The 25,095-nt window shown below is 43.0% G+C and carries 14 protein-coding genes; 9 read left to right on the top strand and 5 right to left on the bottom strand.

What is annotated here, in order from left to right; translation table 11 throughout:
* Positions 1-123 precede the first annotated feature (123 nt).
* Together RG47T_RS05225 and RG47T_RS05230 are read right to left on the bottom strand one after the other, a co-directional pair.
* Entirely contained in the window at positions 124-816 is a 693-nt protein-coding gene (locus RG47T_RS05225; RefSeq protein ID WP_074488447.1) for a hypothetical protein, read from the bottom strand.
* The gene (locus RG47T_RS05230) at positions 813-6,254 is read right to left on the bottom strand and encodes an MBG domain-containing protein (RefSeq protein ID WP_074488448.1); all 5,442 of its coding nucleotides are present in this window, start codon (positions 6,252-6,254) and stop codon (positions 813-815) included. The genes RG47T_RS05225 and RG47T_RS05230 overlap by 4 nt, the downstream gene beginning before the upstream one ends.
* A gap of 294 nt (positions 6,255-6,548) precedes the next feature.
* Here RG47T_RS05230 and RG47T_RS05235 point away from each other — a divergent pair, with 294 nt between their 5' ends.
* The 8 genes from RG47T_RS05235 to RG47T_RS05270 all read left to right on the top strand — a co-directional run bounded on the left by RG47T_RS05235 (position 6,549) and on the right by RG47T_RS05270 (position 15,800).
* Complete coding sequence (locus RG47T_RS05235) at positions 6,549-7,973, top strand: oligosaccharide flippase family protein (RefSeq protein ID WP_216351004.1); 1,425 nt, start codon at positions 6,549-6,551, stop codon at positions 7,971-7,973.
* 129 nt (positions 7,974-8,102) lie between these two features.
* Positions 8,103-9,725, top strand: coding sequence for a hypothetical protein (locus tag RG47T_RS05240; RefSeq protein ID WP_139235610.1), 1,623 nt, complete (start codon positions 8,103-8,105; stop codon positions 9,723-9,725).
* A complete protein-coding gene (locus RG47T_RS05245) occupies positions 9,722-10,717 on the top strand; it encodes a glycosyltransferase (RefSeq protein WP_074488451.1) in 996 nt (331 codons plus the stop codon). Before RG47T_RS05240 ends, RG47T_RS05245 begins: the two co-directional genes overlap by 4 nt.
* Positions 10,707-11,828, top strand: coding sequence for a glycosyltransferase family 4 protein (locus RG47T_RS05250; RefSeq protein WP_074488452.1), 1,122 nt, complete (start codon positions 10,707-10,709; stop codon positions 11,826-11,828). Before RG47T_RS05245 ends, RG47T_RS05250 begins: the two co-directional genes overlap by 11 nt.
* Positions 11,825-12,952 carry a DUF1972 domain-containing protein gene (locus tag RG47T_RS05255; protein ID WP_074488453.1) on the top strand — a complete coding sequence of 376 codons (1,128 nt, stop codon included), beginning with the start codon at positions 11,825-11,827 and terminating at the stop codon, positions 12,950-12,952. Before RG47T_RS05250 ends, RG47T_RS05255 begins: the two co-directional genes overlap by 4 nt.
* A complete protein-coding gene (locus tag RG47T_RS05260; protein WP_074488454.1) occupies positions 12,930-14,231 on the top strand; it encodes an O-antigen ligase family protein in 1,302 nt (433 codons plus the stop codon). The genes RG47T_RS05255 and RG47T_RS05260 overlap by 23 nt, the downstream gene beginning before the upstream one ends.
* Before the next feature lie 35 nt (positions 14,232-14,266).
* A complete protein-coding gene (locus tag RG47T_RS05265; protein ID WP_139235609.1) occupies positions 14,267-15,214 on the top strand; it encodes a hypothetical protein in 948 nt (315 codons plus the stop codon).
* A gap of 187 nt (positions 15,215-15,401) precedes the next feature.
* The gene (locus RG47T_RS05270) at positions 15,402-15,800 is read left to right on the top strand and encodes a GNAT family N-acetyltransferase (protein WP_074488456.1); all 399 of its coding nucleotides are present in this window, start codon (positions 15,402-15,404) and stop codon (positions 15,798-15,800) included.
* Positions 15,801-15,877: 77 nt separating this feature from the next.
* Here RG47T_RS05270 and RG47T_RS05275 read toward each other — a convergent pair whose 3' ends face one another.
* From RG47T_RS05275 to RG47T_RS05285, 3 genes are all read right to left on the bottom strand, one after another.
* Entirely contained in the window at positions 15,878-17,305 is a 1,428-nt protein-coding gene (locus tag RG47T_RS05275; protein WP_074488457.1) for an MFS transporter, read from the bottom strand.
* Between the two features lie 32 nt (positions 17,306-17,337).
* A complete protein-coding gene (locus RG47T_RS05280; RefSeq protein ID WP_074488458.1) occupies positions 17,338-17,910 on the bottom strand; it encodes a TetR/AcrR family transcriptional regulator in 573 nt (190 codons plus the stop codon).
* A gap of 150 nt (positions 17,911-18,060) precedes the next feature.
* A complete protein-coding gene (locus RG47T_RS05285) occupies positions 18,061-20,004 on the bottom strand; it encodes a glycoside hydrolase (RefSeq protein ID WP_083627303.1) in 1,944 nt (647 codons plus the stop codon).
* 447 nt (positions 20,005-20,451) lie between these two features.
* Between RG47T_RS05285 and RG47T_RS05290 the strand changes: the two genes are divergently transcribed.
* On the top strand, positions 20,452-25,095 hold a 4,644-nt coding region (locus RG47T_RS05290), incomplete at its 3' end, for a 6-bladed beta-propeller (RefSeq protein ID WP_139302411.1).

Genomic DNA, 25,095 nt, shown 5'->3' on the forward strand with positions numbered 1-25,095 from the left:
TAAAACAAACATCCTAACAATGCAAGTATAGCGGCTTTTATAGGCATATTGTTACCGGGTGCCTCGAACAAAAATAGCCATCCCGGTTAACGCAGAATGGCTATTTTAAAGGGTTATAAGTGCTTATTTAATAGTGTATTGAAACACGCCCGAGTCGGAAGTATTGCCTTTGCTGTCTTTAGTCACAACGCGCCAATAGCTGTTCGGCTTCGCATTAACATCCAAAGTAGTTGCGGTTACATCACTTTTATACAAGGCCGGGGTTGGCAGATTGCTCAAATAAACATCATAGCTTACAATATCATTATCCACGTCGCTGCCTTTCCAGGTAAGTGTTACCATACCGTTAACCGGGGTTACGGCCTGCCCGTTGGTTGGGGTTAATAGTTCGGCAGGGAATGGTGCGTAAGAAACGGTGCCGGGCCCGGCGTTATAAAATTTCCAGGTATCGCTTACCGCAGTATCAGTTACCTTGGCCGATTTTGAAGTAACCGCCCAGGAATAAGGGGTATTGGTAGCCAATGTAACCGTTAGTTGTGTTTGCGTAGATGATTGCGTGGTTGATGCACCCGTAAGCAAATTTTTAACCGCTACATCGTAGCTATCTGTATTAGCAGCGCTATTCCACCTTAGGGTAACCGAGCTTTGTGTAGCCGATATGGTAGTCCCCTGGTTACAAACGGCATCCTTTTCGGGGAAGATCTGTAGTACTTTTACGGGCAGCTTATCCGGCTCAGGTGCCGGGTCAGAACCTGTGCCTCCGCAGCTTGCCAAAATTAGCGACAGGGCTAATATGATATAGTTTAGTTTTTTCATAGTTTGATAATTTTGAAGGTAGATAGCTTGGCATCAAGTAAGAGGTTTACTGTATAAACACCGCTTTGCAGGCCCGATACATCCAGGCGTACTACGCCGGATTGGTTAGTGAATTTCTGGCTCAATACCTGTGCGCCGCTGGTAACATTAAAGATGCTGATGGTAGCCACTTTGCTGATACCCTCGCCCAGGTTTACATACAGCACATCCTGAAAAGGGTTGGGGTAGGGTGCTGTAATGCCCGAAAGATCAATGATCTGCTCAATGGTTCCCTGGCAAAGTTTATCTGTAGTAACCGATAACTTATTGCTGCCCCGGTTAAGCGGCAGGGTTATCGAGTTGCTGCTGGTTTGGTACTCGGTTCCGTTTAGTTTTACCGTATAATTTTGGCCCCCCGTTAAATTAAGGCTTACGGTGTTTATGGTTTTGTTAACTGTTGCATAAACAGCAAGGTCTTTAGGTTCGGTAATTACTATATCAGAACATTGCTGCACGCCCGGGATGTTGTCTGTACTCACACAAACATGGTAGGTATTTGGGCTAAGGGTATCAATTGCAATCTTTGAACTGAAGTGATGGGTTTTAGTATAATTAGTTGCTGTAATCACCGCCGTATAGTTTAATACTGTAGCTGGCTCTATTGTTATAGATCCGTTTTTAGAACCTTTACAAGTTACACTGGTGCCCGATATTTTAAGGTTGGTTACAGGCGGTGTAACAGTAATGGTTCCGTTAATATAGGTAAAATCATAATTATTTGCATTTGCGCCGGATGGGATGAGATCATAAACTCCAACAGGGCTGCTTACCGATGCCCGTGTTGAAACAACCGGATTAATTAACAAAACGGTTGTGTCTTCATTATTTACAAATCCTTTATAGGTGAATACAAAAGCAGGGTTAGGCTGCCCAACTCTGCGCGATAAATTATTTGCCGTAACAGTGAGTTGTGCTTTTTTAACGGTTACGGTTAATGTGGTATCGGCATTAAGGAAACTATCATTTGCAATTTGTGACAACTTGATAACCGAGATGCCCGAACCTGCTATATGCAGTTTTCCGTTGACTATTGTAATTGCCTTGGGGTTAGAGCTGCTGTAGGTAATAGGCGTAACCGTATTGGTGCTGGTTGCTACAAGTGTAATATCAGCATCGCCATAGGTTGGGGCCGATGGTGGGGTAGCTTTAATAACAGGTACTGTTTTAGTTGCAATATTGAGTGTTGCATTGCTTGTACCACTTACATTATAGGCTGTAATTGTATAATCTTTAGCTGCTATAGTTTTGGTTGGTGTACCACTTATAGCACCGTTGATATTAAGTGATAAACCATCTGGAAGCGCGGTATTAATAGCGTAACCGGACAGGGTAACTTTTCTGATCTTGTTCGATACCTTGTCTGCCACAATCAGGTTTCCCAAAGCATCTATGGTTATACCCCAGGGATAGTTAAATGTTGCTGCCGATCCAATACCATCAAGGGCCCCTTTTTGGCTGCTGTTACCCGCAATAGTAGTTACTATACCACTTGGGGTTATTTTGCGGATGAGGTTACTGCCTTGGTCTGTTACATAAACATTACCGGCAATATCCACCGTTACATTTTGAGGGCCGCTAAAGCTGGCGGCTGTACCAATACCATCTGCTGTGCCTTTAGTGCCGCTACCGGCAAATGTAGTTACTACCCCGGCTGGTGTTATCTTGCGGATACAATAATTACCAAAATCGGCTACGTATAAATTGCTGGAAAGATCGACAGCGATACCCTGCGGTTTAAAAAAGCTGCTGTTGGTGCCTGTACCATTTACAAGTGCTTTTACGCCATTGCCTGCAAAGGTGCTTACCACACCTGCGGGTGTTATCTTTCTGACAATACTGCTGAGCTCCTCGGTTACAAACAAATTGCCGAACGCATCTGCAACCACTGCGGTTGGGTAAGTAAAGGTAGCCACGGTACCGGCACCGTTTGTGGTACCCTCATAACCCGTGCCTGCAAAAGTTGATACTGTACCATCTGATGTTATTTTTCTGATCACTTGGTTATTCTGATCGGCCACATACAAGTTGCCCGCGCCATCAAATGTTACCCCTGTTGGATAGCTAAATCCGGCAGAAGTACCTTTTGCATTAACATAGGTATTACCCCCGCCACCTGCAAAAGTAGTAACCACGCCGGCTGGTGTTACTTTTCTGATCTTACCATTCACTGCGTCGGCCACAAAAATGTTCCCGGCGGCATCAGTGGCTAAACCAGCCGGAAAGTTAAAGCTCGCTGCAGTGCCAGTGCCGTCCATAGCACTTTGTGCGCCTGTACCGGCTATGGTTGTTACCTGGCCATAATAGCCGGGCGCAACATCGCCGCCGCTATTAACGGGTAACAGGGGCGTAATAGCAGTACCGATACCATAATTTTGCGGCGTTTTATAACTGATATTTGGAACAGCGGGAAGAGAAACCGTAGTAGCTATACTAACTTTAGCTGTGCCAACCCCACCCGTATTGGCAGCAATTATGGTATAACTGGCTGCCGGAGATATAATTTTGGGAGTGCCTGTTATAGTGCCCATACCATCAAGTGTTAAGCCGGGGGGAAGCGTAGGGGAAATGCTGTATCCGGTTAAGGCAAGTTTCCTTATTGCGGGTTTAGTTCCACCTTCTGCAATGAAAAGGTTTCCGGACGGGGTTGTCACTAAACCGAACGGATTGTTGAAGCCAGCCGATGCACCGATACCATCAGCAGATGCTGCTGTGCTATTACCAGCAAGTGTAGTAACAACGCCCTGGGCCGTGATCATCCTTATAAGATTTTTGTCGGTAACATACAGGTTGCCTGTCGCATCGATCGTGATTGCCGTCGGCGAGGTAAAACTTGCGGCTACACTGGTTCCATCTGCAGTACCGCTTTGGCCGCTGCCGGAAAAGGTGGTTACTACACCGGCAGGCGTTATTTTTCTGATCAGGTAATTTGATTGATCTGCAACAAATAAATTTCCACCGGCATCAATAGCTAAACCTATCGGTATATTGAAAGTAGCTACAGCTCCGGTACCATTTGCAGCGCCATGTGCGGTAGCATTACCGGCAAATGTGGTAACCACACCGGCTGATGTTACTTTTCTGATAGCATTATTATAGGTGTCTGTTACATATATATTACCGGCTGCATCTGTTACAATACTCCATGGAAATGTAAACTTGGCAGCTGTACCCTGTCCATCGGCATAACCGCCATTAATGTCGCCTGCTAAAGTGCTCACCGTACCATCTGGTGTAATTTTTCTGATCTTGTGGCTATTGCCATCGGCCACAAACATATTACCAACGTTGTCAAAAGCTATACCGCCGGGCGTATTAAAAGTTGCTGTTGACAGTGTGCCGTTTAAAGACCCGGCTACACCTGTACCTGTAAAGGTAGTTACTACACCTGCCGGTGTTATTTTCCTGATCTTATTATTTAAGGCATCAGCTACATAGATATTGCCGGATGCGTCAGTGGCTAATCCCTGCGGATTATTAAAAGATGCAAATGAAGCCGTGCCATTGGAGCTGCCCGGAACTACCCCGCCAGCTACTGTAGTTGTTTGCGCATATAAACCGGCAGGTACCGCGCCGCCGCTGCTGGTTGCTGATAAAGCCGTTATTGATGTATTAACGGTGTATATGTTGGGCCCGCTATAACTGATGTTTGGTGCAGGGACTAGTTGCACAGCAATATTAATTGTAGCGGTACTAACACCGCTCGAGTTTGCCCCAGTAATTTTATAGGCTGTTTGGGGTGATAAGGCTGTAGGCGTACCGCTTATGGCACCTGTAGTGCTGAACGATAATCCATTAGGCAATAAAGGGCTGATGCCATAACCCGTTAAAGCAAGCTTCCGTATTTTAGAAAACCCATCTGCTATAATAAGGTTGCCATCGGCATCAACTGTAACTCCCCAGGGGGTGTTAAAACTTGCCGCAACTCCAACGCCATCTGCAGAACCTGAAGAAGCATTACCAGCTATGGTTGAAACCACGCCATCGGGCGTAATTTTGCGGATCAGTTTTAAATCGGTTACGTATAAATTACCACTTCCATCTATAGTAATGTTTGTGGGCGCTGCAAAACTGGCTGTAATACCTGCGCCATCGGCAGTGCCTGCTGCCCCGCTACCTGCAAAGGTTGTAACTACACCGGCAGGGGTTATTTTTCTGATGCGGAAATCACTAAGATCGGTAACGTATAAATTGCCTGCTTGGTCAACAGTAATGCCATGCGGGCTTTTAAAGCCCGCGCTAACACCTGTACCGTTTACAAATGCCGAAGTACCACTGCCTGCAATGGTAGTTACCACGCCCGCCGGAGTTATTTTCTTTATCCGGTGATTGCCCTCATCTGTTATAAACAGGTTGCCAGTTGCATCAGTAACTATTGCAGATGGAGCGTACAGCCGCGCATTGGTACCGGTGCCATCCAAATCGCCGGGGGCAGTGCCTGCAAACGTGGTAATTACCCCTGCCGCTGTAATTTTTAAAATGGCGTTAAGATGCTGGTCTGCCACATATAGATTCCCAGCAGCATCTGCAGTAACGCCGGTGGGGTAATTAAGTGGTAGCTCCTTAGCAAAGGTGCTAACTACGCCGGAAGGTGTTATTTTTCTGATGGCGGCATTATTGGCATCGGCCACATATATATTACCAGAAACATCTGTAGTTAAACCTGCCGGGTAATAAAAACTGGTAGCCGTACCTGTACCGTTGGTAAGTGCCAGCGTGCCGTTGCCCGCAATGGTGGTAACATTGTTAATGTAATTGGAGGGTATTGCACCACCGCTATTAGCAGGCGATAACGGGGTAATGGCTTGCCCCAGATAATGAGTTAAGTTACTGTTTGAATATGTGATTGCCGGTGGAGAGGGTAATATTTTTGTTAAAACTGCAGATGCATACCAAGACTCTGTACCGCCCAGCTGATCGTTGACCCCATTGCTAAGATTAGACCGCGATATTAACAATGAGCCTGAATTTTGGGGAGATGTTTGCGAGAATTCAGATTCATTACCAATTCGTAAGTTGTTTGCGTTTCCACTGTTTGCATGAAAACTTATAAATCGCAAACTGGAATTATCTAAATTGCTTTTTTGAAATTCTATAAAAAAAGTACTGAAAGTAGTTAGTGCAGCTCCACTCGAAAAAGTAATCCTGTCTGCTGCCGACCTTTTAAAAGAAGCTGCCCCATTAATGAGTATCTGATAGTCGGCCGCTCTTTGTACCGTTACACCGGGTTCAATAGTCAAGGTGTAAGCAGCGGGTACGCCAACTGTACCGTCAAGTATATACAGACTATTAGCCTTTGTCCAGGTGGTATTACTTGAAATATTGCCCGTAACGTGGGTTTCTGAAAAACTTTTTGTGAGTGAAATTAAGAGAATAATAAACAGAAGTACGTGTTTTCGCATGTGCAATTAGGGTTAGGGGGCTGTGAAAACTGATAAGGGGTGCAGCTTTGACGAATCAATAGTGAATAACAAAGAATTTTATAGGTTTAAACAGGCTGAATCAGCTTTAAACTATGTACACATAGTTTACTTTATTGGCGTTTGGAGATCGTTTCACGAATTTATTGTGATAAGTAAAGTTTGTATTGCAAAATAAATAAATTATTGTGTACTGCCAAGTATGTTTATGTTAATTAATTGCAACACAGGCAACGCTTTAGGTGTTTGGTGCGTACCCTATTTATAACCCGGATATTGAAGCAGTCAGTGAAATCTAACCATCTAAAAAATCTTTCTGCCAATACTATTCAGTTAGTTATTAACCAGGTATTCGGGCTGGTTATATTCTATATTCTATCGGCCAGGTTGGATAAAGCCAGCTTTGGACAATTCAATTGGGTGCTGGCCGTACTGCTTACCGCATTTAATATCCTGGCCTGCGGCATAGATCAATTGGTGATTAAAAAGGTAGCCCGGGGTGATGATGCCGCTAACGTAACCTCGCTGTTTATAACCCATGTACTACTGTCAGGATTATTGTTTTACACCTGTTTAGGGTTTGTATGGTGGCTGGCACCGCACAACGGGCCAGTGCTGCAGTTGTTAATGCTGATTGGCGCAGGTAAACTGGCGCTTTATTTTTCTACGCCGTTTAAGCAGCTGGCATCGGGTAAAGAGCGGTTTGGTTTATTGGCTAAAATGGCTGTGGTATCTAATATAGTACGTGGTATAGCACTCTTGTTACTTGCCCTGTTTCAGCATATATCATTAAGTATAACGGCTATTGTTTTTTTAGCAGGAGATAGCCTGGAATTTGTGGTTACGCTTTTTCTGTTCTATCGCTATTTGCGGCTACCGGTTGTTATCAAATTAATTCCTAAAGCTTATTTAAAATTACTGAAGGAAGCCTTACCGCAGATAGGGGTGGTATTATTTACATCGGCCCTGGCCCGGTTCGACTGGATCTTTATCGGCCTGTACCTGTCTGCCGTTAAGCTGGCCGAGTATAGTTTTGCTTACAAAGCCTTCGAAATTTCTACCCTGCCGCTGCTGGCAATAGCCCCGTTACTGCTGCCCCGGTTTGTAAATTTAATTAAAGAAAGGGGCATATTCCCACCGGGGTTGTTTCAGTTATTAAGGATAGAACTGGCAGGGGCTGCTTTCATTGGCTTAATGCTGTATTTGTGCTGGTCGCCATTGGTAGACTGGCTTACCGGGGACAAATACGGCACTGTTAACTCGGCTATAATTTTGGTATTAGCTGCGGGCATGCCTTTAATGTACTTTAACAATTTTTTGTGGAGCATTGGCTTTGCGCAGGGGAAAATGCGGCTCATATTTAAGGTATTCGCGGTTACTTTTGTAGTGAATATTATAGGGGATGTAATGCTGATTCCCTTAATTGGTAATATAGGTGCAGCTATCGCTTACCTGGCTGCCATGCTTGCACAGGCGGTTTTATATAGTTTAAGTATTGAAAAGCAGCTGGCCCGTCGCGCGGGGATAGATCTGCTTATCTGCATGGTATGCTCCCTGGTGAGCGGACTGATTACTTTATATATTTTCACTAATATATGGGCGGTTGTATTTTTTGCTGCCGCTATGTATGCGTTGCTGGCCTTGCTTACCGGGCAAATTAACCTCAAGAAACTAACTGCCATAAAATTAGCCATTGGGTAATAAATTTTTGTTGATGCTTGCTGTCAGGCAACCTATTGTGTTACGCAGGCGTAATTCTATTAACAACTATGCGGGGTTTAAAATAAGCCGGATGAGTGTTAATTAATGGGTGAATTAGTTTTAGTTAAAATGAGAGCATTAGTAAAAGGAATTAACTGGCCGTGGCTGGTATTCCTTTTGCTTTTTTTAAATGTAAAGCTGGTTGTAAAACTGTTTGCCCTGGTGCTGATCTACTTTATACGGCCCGATTTTAAGTTTGGGTTTAAGCTTAAAAATTCGCGGTTGCCGTTGTTTTACCCCGGTATTATAATTATTGCCGTCATAAATTGGGTTATATTTCGATACTTCTTTTCGGCCCATTATAACATAGCCTTTTTTACCGGGTTAATATTTTGGCTAATCTGTATCCTGGCCATCCACCAGGTTAAGTTATTTGCAGATACCACCGCGCCTTTAATATTACATCGTACCATTACGGCGTTTTTTATCATTAATGCCCTTGTGTCTTTTGGTAATATTTTGTTGATCATTTTAAAGATCGGGGAAATTAACCCCTATACCTATCAGGGTAACTTTCAACAATATTTCCTCAATACCGGCGATTATATTAAGGGGATCACCTTTGATGTATCTATTACCAATGCCGTAATAGCAGCATCGGGGGTAATTTATTTCCTGTTCAGGCAAAATTTTAAAATGCTGTTAATCTGTATGCTGGTACTGTTACTGGCAGCCAGCAATACCATTAACTTAATGCTGTTCGGCGTGCTGATACTGGCTTTTATAATAAAAAGCACAAAGGTACAGAAGAGTATGATGGTAGTTTGCCTTTTAATGCTGATAATCTTTATGGTCAAAATATCACCACAAAATATGTACTACATCGATAAGATGTATAACAAAATGGTGTTCAACAAAAATGTGTCTTTTGACCCTGTACCGGTTAAAGAAGTGCGGATTACCAATATGCCCGATTCCATACTTACGCCATTGCAAAGGCAACAAAAAATAGCGCAGTTTTACCTTGATACACTGAGCATTAAACTGGAGGCGGAATATCGGGCCAGGCATATAAATAGGCCTCAGCCATTAGGTTTAATTAAATACGAGCTACCAAAAGACAGTATCCACACAGCGAAATTTCAGCCCCGGTCTGACACTGATGCCACACAGCAAAGGCTGATCGCTTTTATAGCACAACACCCGCAAAGCCTGCATTTGGCTACTCAACCTCAAACCACAAAGCGTATTGTGCCCGGTAAGGTAATTAGCTTTAAGCAGACGGTGCATTTCCTGGCAGCAAATCCACGGAAAATTTTAACCGGCGACGGGATGGGTAATTTCTCATCCAAGCTGGCTTTCAAGGCTACAGATTTGGGCATGGCGGGTGGGTACCCGGCCAGGTATACGTTTATCAGCCACGATTTTTTATCGAACCACCTCGATGTATACCTCAATTTTTTTAGCAGGCGTACGGGGATGCACTCCATTATCAATAGTCCAGATTCTGTTTACGACCAGTTACTGGGCGAATATGGTATTGCCGGGCTTGTGTTATTTGCCTTATGTTACGTGGGCTATTTCTTAAAGCAATACCGGTACCTCAGCTATGGTTTGCCACTTTTGCTTTTTATAGGCTGCGTGTTTTTTACAGATTACTGGTTCGAGCAATTATCTATAGTAGTACTGGCCGAACTGCTTTTATTGGCCGATATCCGCGAGAACCAGTCGCTTAAACCACAGGCCATATGAGTAGCAACCCACATATCACCGTGCTGATGCCTGCTTATAATGCCGGGTTATACATTGCCGAGGCTATTGAATCTGTACTGCAGCAAACCTTTACCAATTTCGAACTCCTGATTATTAATGATGGTTCGACTGATGATACAGCTGCAATTGTGGCATCTTTTAATGATGACCGCATTGTACTGATTAATCAGCCAAATGAGGGCGTAGCCGGGGCGTTAAACACGGGCCTGCGCCTGGCAAATGCACCTTATATAGCCCGTTTTGATGCTGATGATATTTGCTATCCAAACCGCCTGGCTGTGCAGTACGGGTTTATGCTTACCCATCCTGAGTACCACATTATCGGTTCGGCGACAGATTATGTGGATAAGGATGGTAACCATATTTTTAATTTCGAAGCCCCAATTTTGCCACATAAGGGTATCGATAGTATAAGTTATAAGATATGCCCGTTTATTCATTCAAGTGTGTTTTACCGCAAGGATAGCATCACAGAACAGGGCGGCTATAATATTTATGCGCATACTTTTGAAGACCATTTACTGTGGCTTAAAGTGCTTAAGCATTACAAAGGTTACAACCTGCCCCAAAGCCTGATTAAGGTAAGGTTGAACCCGGAATCTGTAACCATAGACGAAAAATGGTGCGACCCCAGATTTTTGGAAATTAAGTTTGATGCCCTACAAAGCGGATCTATCAGCGCTGATGAATACCGCGAACTGATGAAGATTCGCAGTCAACAATTGAGTAACAATATTAACCATGAAGCCTACTATGGCCTGCTGGCTAAAAAGTTTTTGTGGAATAATCACAATCCGCAAAAAGCGCGTTCCAATATTTATAAGCTGCTATCCATTAACAGGCTCCATTTTAAAAGTTACATGCTTTTGCTGATGACCTTGTTGCCCGGCCGTTTCATTAACCTTATCTACCATAAGGCCAAAGCCACAACCTTACACCGCGAACAAGGAGGCGCAGAAAATGCACGATAAACCCATTAAACTGTTTGTAGATGCCCACACTATGGACAAAGAGTACCAGGGGACTTACACCTTTTTGCAAGGATTATACGGTGCGATGATGGAGGGCTATCCGGATGTGGACCTATATTTTGGTACATCTAACCCGGCAAAATTACAGGCGGTGTTTCCTCAATTAAAAGCACAGAATATATTGAAGTATAAAAATGCTAAACCGGGTTTGCTGCGCTATGTAACTGATATACCCCGGCTGATAAAGAAGCATCAATTTGATTTTGCACATTTTCAATATATCATTCCACGTAGTAAGCCGGGTTGCCGATACATTGTAACCTTGCACGATATTGTTTTTAACGATTTTGCACAATACTTTTCGTTCGCTTACCGCAAAAGCAGGCAGTATTTGTTTGCCCGGAGCATTAAAAATGCCAGTATTAAAACTACGGTATCCGCTTACTCACAAGCGCGGATAGCAAATTACTACCATCTTTCAAAAAATGAGATCCATGTTTTGCCGAATGGTGTTAAACCTATAATTACAGTTGATAAAGAAGTAGCTGCTAAGTGCATCAAAGAAAAATACGGCATTCAAAATTATATCCTGTATATAAGCAGGGTAGAAGCTCGTAAAAACCACCAACTGCTGCTAAAAATCTGGTTGAAACTGGAGTTATACAAACAGCAGATACCCCTGGTTTTTATCGGCAAAAACTCAATAAAGGTGCCTGCTTTGCAGCAATTGGTAGACGGATTAACGGATGAACAAAAACAATATTTCTATTGCATAGAACAGGTTAATGAGGATGATTTGTCCTTGTTTTACCAAGCCTGCCGGTTATTTGTTTATCCCTCAATTGCCGAAGGTTTCGGCATCCCGCCATTAGAGGCTGCCATACACCGGGTGCCGGTATTATGCTCATCGGCTACGGCCATGCAAAGTTTCAGCTTTTTTGAGCCGTATTGCTTTAACCCGAATGATGAGGCTGGATTTGCTTCTCAACTCCGAATGATATTAACCAACCCGCCCAATGCTGCTTTTCTTGCAAATGCGGCCACCCAAATTCAACAACAGTATAACTGGCAGCAAACGGCCGGTACACTTTATAATTTACTAAGATCATGAAGTTAAAAATTGCCATTGCCGGTACGCGCGGCATTCCTAACCACTATGGCGGCTTCGAGCAAATAACCGCTTATGTTGCACCTGGACTGGTGGAAAAAGGGCATTCGGTAACAGTATATAATTCGCATAACCACCCTTACCAGGGAAGCAACTGGAACGGAGTGGAAATTGTACACTGTTACGACCCCGAGCACGTTTTGGGCACTGCAGGCCAGTTTATTTATGATTTTAACTGTATACAGGATATGCGCCGGCGCGATTTTGATGTGATACTGTTTATGGGCTATACCAGCAGTTCGGTATGGGGTAGTTTGTTTCCACGTAAAGCCACCATTATCTCCAACATGGACGGTTTGGAGTGGAAACGGTCGAAGTACTCAAAACCGGTACAATCATTTTTAAAATATGCTGAAAAACTGGCTGTAAAGCACAGCAATTATTACATTGCCGATTCTACGGTGATTCGCTCATACTTGCAAAAAAAGTATAGCATCAGCAGTGCCTTTATAGCCTACGGGGCCGAAAAGTTTATTGGTGATGATTGCCCGCTCATGAACCGGTTTGCACTAAAACCAAAAGCGTACTTTCTGCTGGTGGCTCGCATGGAGCCCGAAAATAATATAGAAACAATTTTAGAAGGGTTTACCAAAAGCGTATCAACCAAAAAGTTTTTAGTGGTAGGCAACACCGGTAACAAATTTGGTAAATACCTCAAAGCCAAATTTGGGCACGACGAGCGGGTGTGTTTTCATGATGCCATTTTTAATATAAAAACCATACAGCAGCTACAGCATAATGCTTACCTGTATTTTCACGGGCACAGTGTGGGTGGCACTAATCCGTCGCTGTTAGAGGCTATGGCCGGTGGCGCTTTAATCGCCGCGCACGATAATCCTTTTAACCGGTCGGTATTAAATCATAATGCGTTTTACTTCAGCTCATCGGCAGATGTACAATGGCTAACCGAAGTGGTAGCACGTAATTCGGCAGAGGATACTATGATCGGTAACAACATTAAAAGGATTCAGCAACACTACAACTGGGACAAGATCATTGGCGAGTACGAAGCCTATATTTATGAATGTTATTGCAGCATGAACTATGAGAAAGTTTTGGCTTATTAAGGATACCATAATCAACCAGATCAGCTATTACCATATCCTGCTGTTCTTTGTCTGCTTACCGCTCGATCGTTTTTTTAGCGAACTGATTTTTATAAGCCTGACGATCCATACGCTGATCAACCTGAAAAAAGAGGATCTGAAACGGATCTATGATAAACGGGTACTAATAGTACAAGCCGTATTTTTTGTAACACTTTTCAGTACCATATATACAACCAATTTCAAACAAGCGCTTGATGATTGGGGCACGCAGGCGCATATGCTGTTAGTACCCATGTTGTTTGCGCTGCATCAGCCATTAATCAACAAATACAAAAAGCAGTTGCTGAGCGGCTATGCCTGGAGCTGTGTTTTGGTTGTAACAGTTTTGTTTGGCATTGTGCTGGCCACCATCAGGCATTTTCATTTACCGCTTTCGTTCATTTATACTGCTAGTTTTATCAACCATAATTTTTCGAAACCGGTTGGCATCCATGCTACCTTTTTTTCTATCCTGTTGGTTGCTGCTGTTGTCATCCTGTTTCAGGATACATTATGTGAAAAGAAGCAATCGGCCAAAGTAATTTTACTTACGGGGATAGGGATATTGCTGCTTGGGCTCATCCAGCTTTCTTCCAAATCGGCCATTATTTCTTTGCTCATTGTAGCCTATGTGTTTGTGCCTTTGTACCTGTTTAAAGGTAAAAAACGGTTGATGCTATTGATTGCTTCGTTATTAATTACGTTGTTGGGTACGGCTTTGGTGTTTCGGTACGATGGTTTAAAAACCAGGTTATTTTCTGATCTGGAGTCGGATGTAGACCTGAATCGCTTTACCCTGGTTACCGATTCGCGGCTCGACCGCTGGAAAGCTACTATGCATACTGTGAAAGCAAAACCAATATTTGGTTTTGGAACAGGCACCGAGAAGGAAGTAATGGAGCAAACGTATTTCTACAACAAATTGTATCATTCGTTTATACATCAACTTAACGCGCATAACGAGTTTTTGAGCTTGCTTATTAAAAGCGGTTTGGTTGGTTTAGCTGTTTATTTATTTGCGCTGGGTTACAGCCTCATCATCTCCATCAGGAATAAAGACCTGCTGTTGGCCACCTGTGTAGTCCTCATAATTAGTACCTCTGTAGCCGAAAACACACTGGATGCAAACAAAGGCATTTTCTTTTACAGTGCATTTTTTGCCTTGTTGCTATTAACGGTAAAATCAGCATCAAAATCAACTTTAAATATAAAAAAGCAAGCTTTAGAGGCAACCTTACCGCAAGTTTCAACGTGTTAATTGTGTACAGCAACAACGCTATAAACAAAGCACTTATGTATAAGCCATACAGATACATCACAGATTATTCGGGCATTAAAACCCAGGTTTTGTCGGCCCTGGCTTATTACGACCTTTTTAACTTTCCGCTTACCAAAGAGGAAGTTTTTTTATTCATGACAACGCGTTGTGAGTTAGACCAGGTGCAGCATTGTTTAAATTACCTAAGCGACAATGGCTTTGTGTATCAGCTGGATAACTATTATGCCTTAAAAAACGATGAATACATCGTTGCCCGCAGAAAAGCAGGGGCTAAAAAAGCACAGGAACTACTGGCAATTGCCGAAACGGTAAGCAGCTATTTAATTAAGTTTCCCTATGTAAGGGGGGTAGCAGTATCCGGCTCGTTATCAAAAAAATATGCCGACGATAAATCGGACATCGACTTTTTTATTATTACCGCCACTAACCGGCTGTGGATAGCTCGTAGTTTGCTGCACCTGTTAAAGAAATTCAGTTTTATTTTTAATAAGCAGGATTACTTTTGCATGAACTATTTTGTGGATGAAGTACATGCCGAAATTGTAGAGCAAAATTTATTTACAGCCACCGAAACTGTAACGATGATACCACTACAAGGCGACCTGGCCTTCGATAAATTTTACAGGGCCAACATCTGGACCCGCGATTACCTGCCCAATCACCTGATGCGGGTATCATGTGCAGAGCCATTAAAACAAGGGTGGATTAAATCGTTTACAGAGGCTTTATTTAACAATACCATAGGTGAGATGCTGGATAACTGGCTGATGAAAATAACCGCTCTTAGCTGGAACAAAAAAACCAAAGCGGGCAGGCTAAACCAAAGGGGCGTATTGATGAGTATGATGGCCACCAAAGGCTATGCTAAGCCCAACCCGGTAAACTTCCAAAACAGGATCATGACCTTTTATAACGAGAAGGTAAACCGGGTGATAAAAAACATTGAACAAGATATCTTTTAGATCAACATCCCCTTTCTTGTCTTAGTATTGTTGCAACAGGCTTAATTGCAATACGGTATTTGTGGTTAATGATAAAGCACATACGTTATGTAAATTTATGGTTTTGCCACATTGCCTTGTTTTTGTATTTGGCCAATAATTATGTGCTTTATTTCTGATATTTGATAACTAACCATTTCCTGCTCATATGAATATCACTTACAAAACCGATGTTAAGCCTACAACGCAGCAAATTATTGATCTGTACAACAGCGCCGGTTTAAATCGGCCAACTGATGATGCCGACCGGATAGGGAAAATTTATGAAAACTCTAACCTCGTGATCACCGCCTGGGATGGTGATCTGTTGGTTGGCGTGTCGCGCACCTTAACAGATTTTTACTATTGCAGTTACCTGGCAGATCTGGCTATAAAACTCGAATACCAGAAAGAAGGCATTGGTAAAAAGCTGGTAGCCTTAACCAAAGAAACCCTTGGCGACCAATGTATGATGCTGTTACTCTCGGCACCAACCGCCATGGAATATTACCCTAAAATTGGCATGGACACCGTGAAAAACGGGTTCATCATCAACCGTAAGAAATAGATTGCTTTCTTATTGCAAAAAAATGCCTCCTGATTTTAGGAAGGCATTTTGATCATGTGAATTTTTTCGAACTAGTTTTACAACGCACCTTTATTATCGTCCGTTTTTTTGAAAAGGTAGAGTAACAATAAAACAGCCAGTGCATAACCCGTTAAACAATATAATGCGGCATGATAGCCAGCATCAAAATTTCCTTTTTTATGCTCTACGTAAAAAAATACGCCGCCAATCATACTTACACCCAAGGCCGATGAAAACTGTTGCACGGTAGAGTATACACCACTGGCAATACCGGCCTGGTCATGCGGTACATCTTTAAGGGCTATTTTAAGAAACGAAGGCACCAGCATGCCAGCACCCAAGCCGTAGCATAAAAAGGTAACTACAATGGCAATAAAAGGGATGGCGTTTTTAAACCAGATGAGTTGTATGGCAAACGATACGATTAATAATAAACAAGCGACTTGTAATAAGCCGGTGCCAAATTTCGATCCGTTTTTAATGGACCAGTGCGAAGAGAACATAAATGCAAAGCCCAATATTATAAAGTAACTGGCCGAAGTTAAAGGATCAACATGATGGCCGGTTTGCAGAAACAAGGCACAGGTTAGCAAAAATGCGCTAAACAAGGCAAAGTAAAAGAATACCATGCCTAAACCCAGGTTAAAGCTTTTAATTTTAAATAGATGCAGTGGCATCAGGGCACTTTTGTTTTTTTTTGCACGGTGGTATTGATAGCGTATAAATGCAAAAAGCAATATAAAAGCGAAAGCCAGTAACGCGAAGGTCCATGCAGGCCAGCCCAGTTCGCGGCCCTGTATAATGGGGTAAATAAGGGCCGATAAACCGGCGGTGAGTAGCAGCACGCCACCCATATCAAAGTTGGCCTTCTTCACTATTTTTGATTCCGGGATAAAGAAGGTAGCCATTGTAACTGCGATGACACCAATGGGTACATTGATTAAAAATATTAATCGCCAGGGTTCATTCATCCAATGGGCGGTAACAAAATAACCACCTAAAAACTGCCCCAAAACAGATGCTATACCCAAAGTTATGCCGTAATAGCCTAATGCCTTGCTGCGGTATTCGCCATGTTTAAAGTTAAGTTGTATAAGTGTTACGGTTTGCGGTACCGCAAAGCCCGCAGCTATTCCTTGTAAAAAACGGAAAATAATAAGCTGCTCGATACTGCCCGCATAGCCGCAAAGCGCCGAAGCTAGTGTGAATACAAAAAGGCCGCCCATGAAAATTTTTTTACGGCCAAAATGATCGCCTGCACGGCTGCCGGTTACCAAAAATACAGAATAGCCAACCAGGTAAGATGCTATAATGCCCTGTACAGCAGCATCTGATGCCTGGAAATAACCTTGTATAGTAGGCAGGCTTACATTCATTATAAATACGTCTATCACCGTTATTAATGGAGCCAGTAAAATAGTAAAGAGAATAAGCCAGGGAAATTTCTCAACTATGGGGGTGGGGACAGATAAGTCTGTTTGCATAGGTAGTAGATTAAAAGAATGAAATGTATGTGTTAAATAGTTTGCAGCAATTGAGCTACCACCTTTTTAGAATCATCTAAAGGTTGTGAGGTATTAAAAAGCGTAGATTGTAATATAGCCCCTTCCGATAAATTAAAGATCATGCCTGTCATCTCGTCTACTGTTTCTTTGGAGTAGGGTGGGGTAACAGCCTTTAACTGACTTGCAATAAATGTTTTAATAGTATTTTTATGAGCCCGGATAATGTCGGCCGAGCTTTCAACAAGGTTTGGCAATTCATACACCACGCGCGAAAACGTGCAGCCTTTAAAATGGTTTTGTTCCAGGCGTTTTTTTCTAAAATCGAAAAAGGCCAGCAGCTTATCTTTACCATCGGGTAAACCGGATGTAAAATCTGTAATATCAACCTGCCATTGCGCCTTGTGGGTAAGCAGGTATTCGTTCAGCAATAATTCTTTAGAGGCAAAATGCTGGTAAAGGCTCGATTTGGCTATTTGTGCTTCATCTATAATCTGGTTAATACCGGTAGCCTGATAGCCCTGCTCATAAAATAGCCGGCATGCCGTTGTCATAATCCGTTCTTTAACGCCTACCTGCTCTTTCATAATATGCTGGTTTTAATTACCGGGAGCAAATGTAAGATAAAGAGCAAAAAACAGACAAGTCTGTTTGATTATTTAAATCATGTAATTGTAAAATCGGAGTTAAGATGATTATGGATCTTAGTTACACGGCTTAATTCAATGCGTTAATGTTTATTCGGTTAGTAAGCTGGCAAAGCAAACAGCAGGGAGTGTGAATTTGGCTACACCGTTTACAACCTCAATTTTAGATCTCTTTTGCATCGACAATTTTTTAGAGGTGATATAAAGCACCAGCTTTTTATTTGTTGCCGGTAAACCCGAAACGACCATTTTGCGCTTAGCGCCGTTGTTGACCAGGTGTAAGGCAATATCTTGTGTTTGTTTATTGGCCATGGCGGCACAGGTTACATTGTCCTGATCTGCTTTTGCGGCTATGGCATAAACATTTTGGGGGGTTGATGCCAGTTGTTTTAAATTCCAGAAACGCTGTCCCGGGTGTAAGGGCTCATCATTGCCAAAAATACCGCCACCAATAAGCGGAGAATAATCGGCAGTAAGCTGCCATTGCAGTATAGTTATAGGTTGGCAAATAGCTAACAGGCGTATATAAAGATTAATTTCTTCAATAGCATAAGTTTGCTCCTGAAAAATAGCCGGATAATTCCAGGCAGCGGCATCAATGCTGCCTTCGCCCACAATAAGCGGTACATTTATCTTTTTTGCAGCATCAGCCCATTTTTGCAGTGTTTCTGTTTCCCAGCCCCGCCATGAATGAAAAGAGATAGCGCCGATATATTGCCGCGCATCAGTATCATTAAGGGCAGGATAAATAAACTCGTACGTGGTAGCGTCAGAATTATCACCCAATAACATTTTAGTTTTTATGCCTCTTGATACAAAGTAAGCGCCAAGGCCTTTAATCAGTTCGTTATGTTGCTGCCCGGTTACCCTGATGTAAATCCCCAGATCAGATTCATTAAAGGAGAATAGATCTACATTAACCCCAAACTTATCTTTTAAATAAAAAATGTAATCGGCAATAGATTTGTAAGTGGCCTGCATGGCTTCGGGGTTAAGCGGGTTTCCCCATTGCTCGCCGGGTTTAGGGCGATAATGTGGCTCACCAATAATAGCCCATTTAGGCGCACTCCATGCGGTTAATATAATAGGCATCCCTGTTTTTTGCAGCCGTTGCGCCATCTCCATAGATGCTTTTACATGCGGGTTAAGGTTGCCGTTAGGGTCTTGAAGTAAAGGGTCTGTATCTTTTTCGGGCTGCCAAAATGCAAACGGCATTTCAACCCGTCCCCAGGCAACGCGCATATTATTGAGGCAATAGTCAATAACCTGTGGGTCTGTTTTGGAGTTTTGTAATCTAAAATTCCCGCCAAAGCCGTCAAACACACGGCCTTGGTCAGCGGCATTAAGTTTAATATTAACCGCATTTAAATTAACAGCACCCGAAACCGCAATAGAAAATTCTTTAACCACATTTTGTCCTTTAGCAATACTGCCTGTTATAACAGGTAAGTAAAACGTTGTCCCAGTATCTGTTTTTTTGATTATCACCTCGGTTGCTTCTTCCAAATTTAATTTTAGCTGTTGCTGGCCGGTAATAATGGTAATTACTTTGGTCGAAATTTTCAATGCTGTATTTGTCAACTGAGCAATGGAATAGGGGTTGACAGCGCCCTCCGCTTGTATGGAGCCGTTATTATAAACAGCAGGTAACATTAATTTGAAAAATAAGCCCTCTGCGGGTATATCGGATTTGCCGGTGGCCTCAACTTTGATCCTGACCTTGCCATTGCCTGCTTCTTTAATATTTTCAGAAAGCAACAAGCTATCAATAGCAGTATTGACAATTTGATTTTGGCCGTCGCGGATATATTTAGGCTGCTGGGCTTCTAATTTTGTGGAGATACTGTTTGTCCAACCTTTATAAACAAAAGTTAAAGATGATTCAAAATTGAAAAGTTGTCCATCCTTTCTTATCCCGGTTAAATTTCCCCACGGTTGTAATTCTGCCTGGGCGCAAGCCAAATTTATAAAAGCAAATAAACAACAACTAAATACAGTAATGTATTTAATAAAATAAGTGTTTTTAATGATCATAAGGCAAAACTTATTTGATATTGAGGCAACACGCGTTTTAAAAAGAAATGGATTATATTGGCGAGTATAAAATTAGTTGATAACAGTAAAATTTGTCTAATACTATTTTAACAATTGATTAATATATCGGGCTTCGGCAAGTTATTTACTTTGTTTAAAATTTTTACATTCTATGATACTCATTTAAGTAATAACTATCTAGTATTCAATTTTAAATAGTTCGTATACGTAAAAAAATGGCTTATGGAAAATGTTGCATTGTAACAATATTTTTACACTAATCAAAATATTGTGGTAACTTACAGATATAACTTTCTGTTATATTTGAACAATGGCATAACGCTCCAAGTTTTGCTTGTTATATATGTTTAATGTGGTAATCACAGCGTCATCAAAAATGACTCACAATTAAACAGCTATTTACCTAAACATATTGCAAGTTCCTGTATGAAAAAACTTATACTGCTGTTCAACTTAATTTTAGGGTATACTATATATGCGTCAGCCGCGGGGCTTAGCTATGCTTTGCCGTCAGGTAACCCAGTTCATACTACCATAACCGGCCCTGCTAGTCCGGTAAATTCTCCGCCCATAGCCATTACAGTAACACTAGACAAGCCTGTAGTAACACCGCTAACCATAGCAGATTTTATACCAGAAAATGCAACAATAAGCAGTTTAAAAGAAAATGTTACACTTACCTATACTTCGCAATTTGGAAATACGCCGGCAGTTAACCCACCAACGCCGGGGTCTGCTGTACCAGGTCAGTTTAATAATCCAACAGGTATTACAGTTGACGGTGCAGGGCAAATATATGTTACAGATAAATTAAACAACCGGGTTGAAGTTTTTAGCACAAATGGTACACTTATAAGAGTTTTTGGGGATGTAATAGCCGGTAACACGCCATTAAATAATCCTAATGGTATTGCGCTTGATGCAAGCGGGAAAATTTATGTAGCCGATAGTGGTAATGACAGAATTGTGGTATTTACTCCCTTGGGCATATTGTCTGCTATTATAGGCTCAAGCGGTTCCGGAAATGGGAAACTGGACTCGCCACAAGGCGTTTATGTGGATAGCGGCAATAATTTATTTGTAGCCGATGGTGATAATGATCGTATAGATGTTTTTAATGCTGTTAATGGCAACTTTATAAAAAAAATAGGTTCGTTCGGTTCTGGTAATGGGCAATTTATTACCCCCAGGGGGGTAGTAACAGATGCTGCCGGGTTTATTTATGTAGTTGATACAGACAATAATCGCGTACAGAAATTTAGTCCGACGGGTGTTTTTGTGAGTGCATTTGGTACGCATGGTACTGATAATAACCAATTTCAATCACCGGTTGGTATAACAACCGATGGTACTGGCAAACTTTATGTAGCAGATAATCAAGGATTCAAGATTAAGGTTTTCAATACAGACGGGATATTTCTTGGTTCGATAGGAGATGACCTGGTTTCTGGAAATGGACATTTTTATTTCCCGACTGGCGTGGCGGCAGATAAATTGGGCAATATTTATGTTGCAGACCAAGCGAATCAACGCGTACAAATACTTAATGTAAATGAAATTTACGCCCTAACCCTAACCCCGGTTAATGGAACTGTAAAGCTAACATTAGACGCCGATAAAACCCACGATATTAATGGCAATGGTAATGATCTTGCCACCTATAGTGTTACTTATTTGGCAACGCCATCGGTACCCATTGGTTTAACCGCCACCTCGCTTGATGGTAAAGTTCAGTTAGACTGGACCGCTAACCCAACCGGAGATAATTTAATTTCTTATAAAATATTCGGAGGGACGGATCCTGCGAATTTATTGTCAATTGCTCAGATTTTCCCTGCTACCAGTCCTACTTACGTAACTACAGGACCAGCTTTAACCAACGGGCAGACTTACTATTATGCCATATCTGCTTTTAATAGCATTGCAACGAGTGCGCTTTCTACCGCAGTTTCTGTAACACCAAAAGCCAGCCAAACAATAAGTATTACCGGCACAATTCCTGATAAACATTATGGCGATGCGCCGTTTGATATTGCTGCATTGAATGCAACAGTAAGTTCGGGGTTACCAATTACTTATTCAATATTATCAACAGATCCTGCTTCCATATCGGGCACACTTATTACCCTAACCGGAATTGGAAGCGTTACACTCCATATTATACAGGTTGGTAATAGTATTTACAAGCCAGCCGAGTTACTTGTGTCTTTTAGTGTTACGCAGGGCATCCCTCAAATAGTGTGGTCAGATCCTGCAGCGATTAGTTACGGTACGTTGTTAAGCACAACGCAGTTAAATGCACAAGCAAAGACATCGGCAGGTGTGACTATTCCAGGCACCTTTGAATATCAACTCGACCCATCGGGAACGGTGATCAATATAGGTACATTACTGGCAGCAGGCAATCACCCGGCTAAGGCGATCTTCCACCCAACTGATCTTATAAATTATACAGACAATCTGAGTAAGGCTGGTATAATTGAGGTTAGCCCGATAACACCTGTTTTGACCTGGTCAGACCCGGCGGCTATCAGCTATGGCACTTTGTTATCAGCAACGCAGTTGAATGCACAGGCAAAGACATCGGCAGGTGTGAGCATTCCCGGTAGCTTTGAATACCAGCTTGACCCATCGGGAACGGTGATCGATATAGGTACGTTACTGGCAGTAGGCAGTCACCCTGCCAAGGCGATCTTCCACCCAACAGATGTTACAACCTATGCAGACAATGTGAGCCATACTGCCACGATTGTTGTGAACCCTATTATTCCGGTTACCCCGGTAACACCTGTTTTGACTTGGTCAGATCCTACGGCAATCAGTTATGGCACGTTGTTATCAGCAACGCAGTTGAATGCGCAGGCAAAGACATCGGCAGGTGTGACTATTTCCGGTAGCTTTGAATACCAGCTCGACCCATCGGGAACGGTGATCGATATAGGTACCTTGCTGGCAGCGGGCAGTCACCCTGCCAAGGCGATTTTCCACCCAACAGATGTTACAACCTATGCAGACAATATAAGCCATACTGCCACGATTGTTGTGAACCCTATTATTCCGGTTACCCCGATAACGCCTGTTTTGACCTGGTCAGATCCTACGGCAATCAGTTATGGCACGTTGTTATCAGCAACGCAGTTGAATGCACAGGCGAAGACATCGGCAGGTGTGACTATTCCCGGTAGCTTTGAATACCAGCTAGATCCATCGGGAACGGTGATCGATATAGGTACGTTACTGGCAGCGGGCAGTCACCCTGCCAAGGCGATCTTCCACCCAACAGATGTTACAACATACGCAGACAATGTGAGCCATACTGCCACGATTGTTGTGAACCCTATTGTTCCGGTTACCCCAATAACACCTGTTTTGACCTGGTCAGATCCGTCACCAATCAGTTATGGAGCGTTGTTAAGCACAACGCAGTTGAATGCACAAGCGAAAACATCGGCAGGCGTAAGTATCGCAGGCACCTTTGAATATCAGCTAGATCCATCGGGAACGGTGATCGATATAGGTACGTTACTGGCAGCGGGCAGTCACCCTGCCAAGGCGATCTTCCACCCAACAGATGTTACAACATACGCAGACAATGTGAGCCATACTGCCACGATTGTTGTGAACCCTATTGTTCCGGTTACCCCGATAACACCTGTTTTGACCTGGTCAGATCCGTCACCAATCAGTTATGGCACTTTGTTATCAGCAACGCAGTTGAATGCACAGGCGAAGACATCGGCAGGTGTGACTATTCCCGGTAGCTTTGAATACCAACTCGATCCATCGGGAACGGTGATCGGCATAGGTACGTTGCTAGCAGCAGGCAGTCACCCTGCCAAGGCGATCTTTCACCCAACCGACCTAACAACGTATGCAGACAATATAAGCCATACTGCCACGATTGTTGTGAACCCTATTATTCCGGTTACCCCGATAATACCTGTTTTGACCTGGTCAGACCCGGCGGCTATCAGCTATGGCACTTTGTTATCAGCAACGCAGTTGAATGCACAGGCAAAGACATCGGCAGGTGTGAGCATTCCCGGTAGCTTTGAATACCAGCTTGACCCATCGGGAACGGTGATCGATATAGGTACGTTACTGGCAGTAGGCAGTCACCCTGCCAAGGCGATCTTCCACCCAACAGATGTTACAACCTATGCAGACAATGTGAGCCATACTGCCACGATTGTTGTGAACCCTATTATTCCGGTTACCCCGGTAACACCTGTTTTGACTTGGTCAGATCCTACGGCAATCAGTTATGGCACGTTGTTATCAGCAACGCAGTTGAATGCGCAGGCAAAGACATCGGCAGGTGTGACTATTTCCGGTAGCTTTGAATACCAGCTCGACCCATCGGGAACGGTGATCGATATAGGTACCTTGCTGGCAGCGGGCAGTCACCCTGCCAAGGCGATTTTCCACCCAACAGATGTTACAACCTATGCAGACAATATAAGCCATACTGCCACGATTGTTGTGAACCCTATTATTCCGGTTACCCCGATAACGCCTGTTTTGACCTGGTCAGATCCTACGGCAATCAGTTATGGCACGTTGTTATCAGCAACGCAGTTGAATGCACAGGCGAAGACATCGGCAGGTGTGACTATTCCCGGTAGCTTTGAATACCAGCTAGATCCATCGGGAACGGTGATCGATATAGGTACGTTACTGGCAGCGGGCAGTCACCCTGCCAAGGCGATCTTCCACCCAACAGATGTTACAACATACGCAGACAATGTGAGCCATACTGCCACGATTGTTGTGAACCCTATTGTTCCGGTTACCCCGATAACACCTGTTTTGACCTGGTCAGATCCGTCACCAATCAGTTATGGCACTTTGTTATCAGCAACGCAGTTGAATGCACAGGCGAAGACATCGGCAGGTGTGACTATTCCCGGTAGCTTTGAATACCAACTCGATCCATCGGGAACGGTGATCGGCATAGGTACGTTGCTAGCAGCAGGCAGTCACCCTGCCAAGGCGATCTTTCACCCAACCGACCTAACAACGTATGCAGACAATATAAGCCATACTGCCACGATTGTTGTGAACCCTATT

It is taken from the genome of Mucilaginibacter polytrichastri, from assembly GCF_001911425.1.
Taxonomy (GTDB): domain Bacteria; phylum Bacteroidota; class Bacteroidia; order Sphingobacteriales; family Sphingobacteriaceae; genus Mucilaginibacter; species Mucilaginibacter polytrichastri.

Excerpts from the sequence above, each read along its gene's own strand:
- RG47T_RS05225 (WP_074488447.1), bottom strand. The coding sequence starts at position 816 with ATGAAAAAACTAAACTATATCATATTAGCCCTGTCGCTAATTTTGGCA.
- RG47T_RS05230 (WP_074488448.1), bottom strand. The coding sequence starts at position 6,254 with ATGCGAAAACACGTACTTCTGTTTATTATTCTCTTAATTTCACTCACA.
- RG47T_RS05240 (WP_139235610.1), top strand. The coding sequence starts at position 8,103 with ATGAGAGCATTAGTAAAAGGAATTAACTGGCCGTGGCTGGTATTCCTT.
- RG47T_RS05245 (WP_074488451.1), top strand. The coding sequence starts at position 9,722 with ATGAGTAGCAACCCACATATCACCGTGCTGATGCCTGCTTATAATGCC.
- RG47T_RS05250 (WP_074488452.1), top strand. The coding sequence starts at position 10,707 with ATGCACGATAAACCCATTAAACTGTTTGTAGATGCCCACACTATGGAC.
- RG47T_RS05255 (WP_074488453.1), top strand. The coding sequence starts at position 11,825 with ATGAAGTTAAAAATTGCCATTGCCGGTACGCGCGGCATTCCTAACCAC.
- RG47T_RS05260 (WP_074488454.1), top strand. The coding sequence starts at position 12,930 with ATGAGAAAGTTTTGGCTTATTAAGGATACCATAATCAACCAGATCAGC.
- RG47T_RS05265 (WP_139235609.1), top strand. The coding sequence starts at position 14,267 with ATGTATAAGCCATACAGATACATCACAGATTATTCGGGCATTAAAACC.
- RG47T_RS05270 (WP_074488456.1), top strand. The coding sequence starts at position 15,402 with ATGAATATCACTTACAAAACCGATGTTAAGCCTACAACGCAGCAAATT.
- RG47T_RS05275 (WP_074488457.1), bottom strand. The coding sequence starts at position 17,305 with ATGCAAACAGACTTATCTGTCCCCACCCCCATAGTTGAGAAATTTCCC.
- RG47T_RS05280 (WP_074488458.1), bottom strand. The coding sequence starts at position 17,910 with ATGAAAGAGCAGGTAGGCGTTAAAGAACGGATTATGACAACGGCATGC.
- RG47T_RS05285 (WP_083627303.1), bottom strand. The coding sequence starts at position 20,004 with ATGATCATTAAAAACACTTATTTTATTAAATACATTACTGTATTTAGT.